Source organism: Lutispora thermophila DSM 19022, from assembly GCF_900142105.1.
GTDB lineage: Bacteria > Bacillota > Clostridia > Lutisporales > Lutisporaceae > Lutispora > Lutispora thermophila.
Map to the genome: position 1 here is coordinate 268,494 of NZ_FQZS01000004.1, position 6,000 is coordinate 274,493.

General features: G+C 38.2%; 3 protein-coding genes. 2 read left to right on the forward strand and 1 reads right to left on the reverse strand.

Going from position 1 to position 6,000, the window contains the following annotated elements; translation table 11 throughout:
* The first annotated feature begins 4 nt into the window (after positions 1–4).
* Positions 5–1,438 (forward strand): HD-GYP domain-containing protein, encoded by a 1,434-nt coding sequence (locus BUB48_RS03210; protein ID WP_073024485.1) that lies wholly within the window; start codon positions 5–7, stop codon positions 1,436–1,438.
* A 371-nt stretch (positions 1,439–1,809) separates the two neighbouring features.
* Here the strand turns inward: BUB48_RS03210 and BUB48_RS03215 are convergent, their stop codons facing one another.
* The gene (locus BUB48_RS03215) at positions 1,810–2,838 is read right to left on the reverse strand and encodes an IS6 family transposase (RefSeq protein ID WP_073024487.1); all 1,029 of its coding nucleotides are present in this window, start codon (positions 2,836–2,838) and stop codon (positions 1,810–1,812) included.
* 125 nt (positions 2,839–2,963) lie between these two features.
* On the opposite strand from BUB48_RS03215, the gene BUB48_RS03220 reads away from it, so the two are divergent.
* Positions 2,964–6,000: VWA domain-containing protein (locus BUB48_RS03220; protein WP_139249896.1), on the forward strand; the 3,037-nt coding region annotated here is incomplete at its 3' end.

Genomic DNA, 6,000 nt, shown 5'->3' on the forward strand with positions numbered 1-6,000 from the left:
TATTATGGAGTATCCTTCAAAATATGATTTTTTCCTGAGATATAAACCAATATTCGATAAAAATGACCGATTCATTGATTACTTGTTAATCAATGTAAGTGATAACTTTCAAAGCATAACAAATATAAAGACCGAGCAAGTCCTTGGAAGAAGAATATCGGAAATAGTTTTGGAGTATGGCGGAGATGTTTTTAATGATAAAGATATCTACTACAATATGATACCAAACACGAGAAGAAAATTTGAGAAATACATAAATCAGCTTCATAGGTTATATTCAATCAATATATTCAGCGATGACAGAGATTATTTGCTCATATTTTACAACGACATTTCAAGGCTCAAGAAATCAGTGAGATCAGATAATTTATACACAATAAACAGCATAATACATGATTTTCATAGCAAACAAGGCTGTTACGGCTACAAGGATAAACTTACAGGCCTTTACAACAGGGACTTTTTTGAAGCAGAACTCTCAAGGCTGGATAGCCCAAGGCAGTTGCCCATAAGCGTAATAATGGGGGACATGAACGGGCTTAAGCTCATAAATGATGCCTTTGGACATGAAATGGGAGATAAGGCACTAAAAAGGGTAGCAGAGATGATGAAGAAAATCTTCAGGAAAGAAGACATAATAAGCAGAATAGGGGGAGACGAATTTGTAGTGCTGTTGCCTTGTACCCCTGAGAAGACAGCGCTAAACATAATAAAAAGAATAAAAGACCAATGCAACTTGAATCCTGTGGACTTCATAAAAATCAGCATCAGCTTTGGAGTAGCCACAAAAACACGGGAAGAAGAAAACATAAACGAAATTTTAAGAAGAGCTGAGAACCGTATGTATTTCAGCAAGCTGAATGAAAGCAAGGATGCGAAATCATCCATGATTAAATATCTAAAGGACAAGCTGGAAGAAATATCATTGGAAACCAAGGCTCATTATGAAAGGCTAAAATCCCTATGCCTCATGCTGGCAGATGAAATAGGCTTAGGAGAGAAGGAGAAAGAGGAATTAAAACTCCTATGCGAGTTTCATGATATAGGTAAAATAGGTGTTCCATCACACATACTTCAGAAAAGAGGAGCCTTAAGCGATGATGAATGGGAGAAGGTAAGGCGTCACAGTGAGATAGGATACCACATTATAGGAGCATCAAAAGATACGATGGCGATAGATGAACTGATACTGGTACATCATGAAAGATGGGATGGGAAAGGATATCCCGGACTTCTAAGAAATGATGAAATACCATTGGTAGTGAGAATATTCGCCATTGCAGATGCATATGATGCCATGGTAAATGAAAGGCCATACAAAAAAAGGCTGACACATGAAGAAGCGCTAAAGGAAATAGAGAATAAAGCAGGAAGTCAATTTGACCCTAATTTAGCAAAAATCTTTGTTGAAATGATGAAAAAGGCAGAAGCCATATAAGAAAAATATTACTCAGATGACTAAAATTTAATGAATAGGATATATATAGAATGAAATATCATTAATGTGTGAAGGAATCAAATTACTAAGCTATAAATGTCAAGCTACAATGCTAATTAACCAAAGCTAACTTAAATTGGTTAATTAATATTGACGCCTGACTTTTTATAGAAAAATTAAGTTATGAATTCAGCTCAAAGACTCTGTAAAGTTAATATGAAAAACTAGCACAATGTTTCGTAGAATAGCTCAAAATTCCGCAATCAAGTTTGTAACTGCTGCACTATGAATAGTCAAGGGTAAAATGAACAGGCTGACGCCTGCCCTATGACAATTCATAGTGCAGCAGTTGAGAAGTAAATAGGCGGAATTTAGGCTACAAGTAAATACTTCCGTTTTTCTTTAGCAGACAGTTGCAAACCAGCTACTTGTGCAGGTGTAAGACCGTTAAGAGATGAATGTGGCCTTACGAAATTGAAAAAGAACACAATCATACTGATTAGATTATTGGCTGAATCAAAGGAGTTAAACCCCTGCTTAGTCTTATACCAAGCCTTAAACTGATGATGGAAGGATTCAATGAGGTTATTTGATATATCATCCTTAAATGATTGAACCCTTATGTGCTTAACATTATCAAATATAGATTTTACAGGTACCTTGTAGGCACTGTAACGGTCTGAAACGATTGAACCTGGCTTACCAAGTGTCTTAACTGACTCTAACAGAGAAAAGGCTTGAGGAGAATCACGATGAGGTGACAAGTGATAACCAAGTATGAATCTTGTTTCAGAATCAATGATAAACCAGATATAATGCTTAACACCATTGATTTTCACTACAGTCTCATCGGTGTGCCATTCATCAGAGTCAAAGTTAAGAGTAGGTATAAGCTGCAGACTGAAGTTATGAAACATAGGGGCGAACTTCTTACACCAATCGCTAATAGTAGTATGAGAGACCTTGACATTGAAAGCAATCTGAAAAATCAAAGCAATGTTTCTAAAAGAGTTCTTACCAAGGTAGAACATAGAAAGAGCAGTAATGATCAGATGCACCGGATATCTCATACGTTTGAAGTCAGTTTTGCCAAACAGGTTTGACATGGAAGCTGAATCAACGGAAGTATGTTTAGCGACAAAGAACGAATGATTGCAAGACTTATCACAGCAACGATAGTTAGTGTAGTGTTCATAGTCATGATGGATGAAGGATGCCTTGCCGCAAACCGGGCATCGAGGATAGTCCTGAACCTTTCTGACAATTGGACGGTCAGGTGCGAACTGATGATTGCAGTTACGGCAGAGATACTTCTGATACCCATCTTTATCTTTGCCGAAACGATAAAACGATATAGAGTTGTTGCACTTAGGACACTTTAATGATACAATTTTCTGCATGAGGACTTGCTCCTTTCTGGGAGGTAAAGTGTTTTGTTGGCAGAAACATTGTACCAGAAAGTGTGGCAGGTCCTCAATTTTCATTTAACTTTACAGAACGAGCTCAAAGAAAAGGAGGTGAAAAGATGAAAGGAAAAGTGAAAAGATCCATTGCGTTTCTTATGGTCTTGCTAATGGTTTTCAACATAGGTATTACTGCATATGCAGAAGGGAATCCGAGTAATCTTGATGAGGTGATGGAGGATATAGTATTAACTCCAGAGGAGTCAGAAGGGAATAGTGCAAATCCTCTGGAGATAGAAGAAAGCACTGAAGAAGTAGCAGAAGAACCTGCGCAGGAGACAGGAGAAATAGAGGAACAACCTGCAGAACCGGTGCAGGAGGAAGGCGAAGCAGAACAACCTGCAGAGCAGACACCGGATGCAGGTGAAACAGAAAATCCAGTTACAGAACCTGTATCTGAAGAAGGAGAAGTAGAAGAACAACCTGCAGAACCGGTACAGGAGGAAGGCGAAGCAGAACAACCTGCAGAGCAAACACCTGAGCCAGGTACTACAGAAGGACTACCAGAAGAAGTGACACCACAACCTGTTGATCAGACACCGATAGCTATTGTTGAAAAGGCTTATGAAATCCAATATCTGCTTCAGGGAACAGAAGAAGCCATTGAAGGTTTAGAGCCTATCAGAGGCACTGCTGAAGTGGGAACAACAATAGAGATACCACATCCGGAAATAGAAGGATATAAGGTAGTGGATGGCCAAGCAACAAGTCTAGTAATAAACGAAGATGAAGAATTGAACAAGGTAATAGTCTATTATGAGAAGGTTGAGGTAGCCGGAGAAATCACATTGACAGTGAACCATATCCTGATTCACGATGGCAAGAAATTGACTCATACCGAAATAATTGAAGGTTTTAAAGTTGGGGATGCCATAAAAGGAAGTGACTATGCAGTCAATGAAGAGGGATTACTTTTCATAGAAAGCAAACCTGTTGAATTGACACTTGGATATGGAAACAATGTGATAGAGCTAATATATGAATTGAAAGATAGAATAGAAGAAGAAACCTCTCATGAAGATGCTGGAAAGGATAACATTGTCAGCGGAGATACAACACTGATTGAAGAGCCAATAATTGTAAATCCTCTGGTTACAAAGCTTCAGAAGATGCCATTGCTCAAGGCTTTTACAGGGTTTAGCATATTGGCAGAAGTAACTGGAAACACCAAGATAGGTTATCCGGAAAATGAAAATCCAGTGGAGTATCCTCAATTTCCAAACCCTGGCTATGTACGTATGGAAAAATCTGCGCAATGGGTTGACAAAAGCAAGGGAACAGCTAAAGTAGTTTTCAACATAAAAGGTCAACCTGTTCAACAGGGCGTTGATGCTGTCCTGATTATAGACAGATCAGGAAGCATGGCAGATAAAGTAACAAGACAAGAAGTTTGTGGTGGTAAGGTAGAACTTAAATATGGAAGTTCTTCGGCAAACTTCTGGGGAACAGTAGAGACTAGAGTAGCCAGAAATGTATGCAATAAATGTGGAAAGGTCTATGAAAGCGTAACTCAGACAAGATATAGAGATTATCCTTGGGATTCTTGGGGGCCTTGGTCACCTGCACCACCTGCACCACATACAGATCCTTGTGATAATATAATTACTGTCTCAAGTAATGAGACCAGAATGGATATTGCAAAGGAAGCTGCCATAAGCTTTGTAAGAAGTATGTTCACACCATCATCCGGAATGGACACTTCTCCAAACAGGGTTGGATTAGTATCTTTTTCCGGTGATTCAGGATGGCCGCAGTATAATCTTGACTATACTGAAGAAGTTCAGATCAGTGGTAGTGATGCGGAATCTACTTTAATTCAAAAAATAAATTCATTGCGTGGAAATGGACAAAATGGTACAAGTTATGATGCTGCATTCACAGGAGCTAAAAATTTATTGGATAAAAGAGAGGATAAGAGTCGTCCCGCATATATTATTTTCTTAACTGATGGAGATCCGAATAGAGGAAGTGAAAATCCTAAAATAGCAGCTCAACTAAAAAATGATGGTGTAACTATTTATGCCATAGGCTTCCAAGCAGGTCAAACAGCCTATAATAAATTAAAGAATATTGCAACACAACCTGGAGAAAATTATGCGTTTTCAGTAGATGATGCCAGCACATTGGTACCTTTATTTAATACAATTGCAAACAACATCAAAATAGCAGGCACAAATGCGGTATTGACAGATACTATAGACAGCAGATATTTCCACATTGATTCTGGTGTAGCAAATAGCGTAGTTGCAAGTGCAGGTACAAATGCTACAGTAAAAGGAAATACAGTAACATGGATCATTGGTGATATTACTGCGAATGGTGCTTCCTTAACCATTTATATCAAGCTAAATGATGATATTCTGGATGCAATAAATGAAGTTGAAAGCTATCCTACAAATGAAAGTGCTAGATTAACTTACAAGAACTTCAATGAAGTAAACTGTGCCCAGATTGTAGATTCACCGGAATTAACAATCGGAGCAGGAAAAATCACCAAGGAGTATTATCTGGTAGATGGAGAAGGCTATCCTGTAAATGAAGCAGGAACTAGGATACCCTTTGGTGACAGAGTAGTGTTAGGCAGTGAATTATTTGAAACAATAATAGATAGCAAAAAGACATCATTATTGCCATCAGGCATTTACAATCCAGAAGCGTCAGCAACTATAACATACAATGGAAATCGCTATGTATATGAACCAAATTCAGCAAGTCATGGCGGTAATACATCAGGTGGAGATGTTGTAATTGATATTGACAGTGATAACCAGGATGACTTTATCAAGACAGTATATTTCGGTTACAAAATTAAAGGCCAAGGAGAAAAACTTAACATTACTAACTACAAAGGAGTATATGATGGTCAACCACACAGCATAGAAGTAACTAACCTCATCGCAGGAGACAAAGTATACTACAGCGAAGATGGAACTAACTGGAGCGAGAAAAAACCATCATACACCAATGTAGGAACATATCCAGTTCATGTTAAGGTAGAAAATCCGAACTACGAAGACAGAACCGGAGAAGGTACAGTAGAGATAACACCAAAGGCAGTGACAATAAAAGTAAATGATGCAAGGAAGATATATGGAGAAG

What these genes read in the sequence shown, in the direction of transcription:
- BUB48_RS03210 (WP_073024485.1), top strand. Translation starts at nt 5, where the DNA reads ATGGAGTATCCTTCAAAATATGATTTTTTCCTGAGATATAAACCAATA.
- BUB48_RS03215 (WP_073024487.1), bottom strand. Translation starts at nt 2,838, where the DNA reads ATGCAGAAAATTGTATCATTAAAGTGTCCTAAGTGCAACAACTCTATA.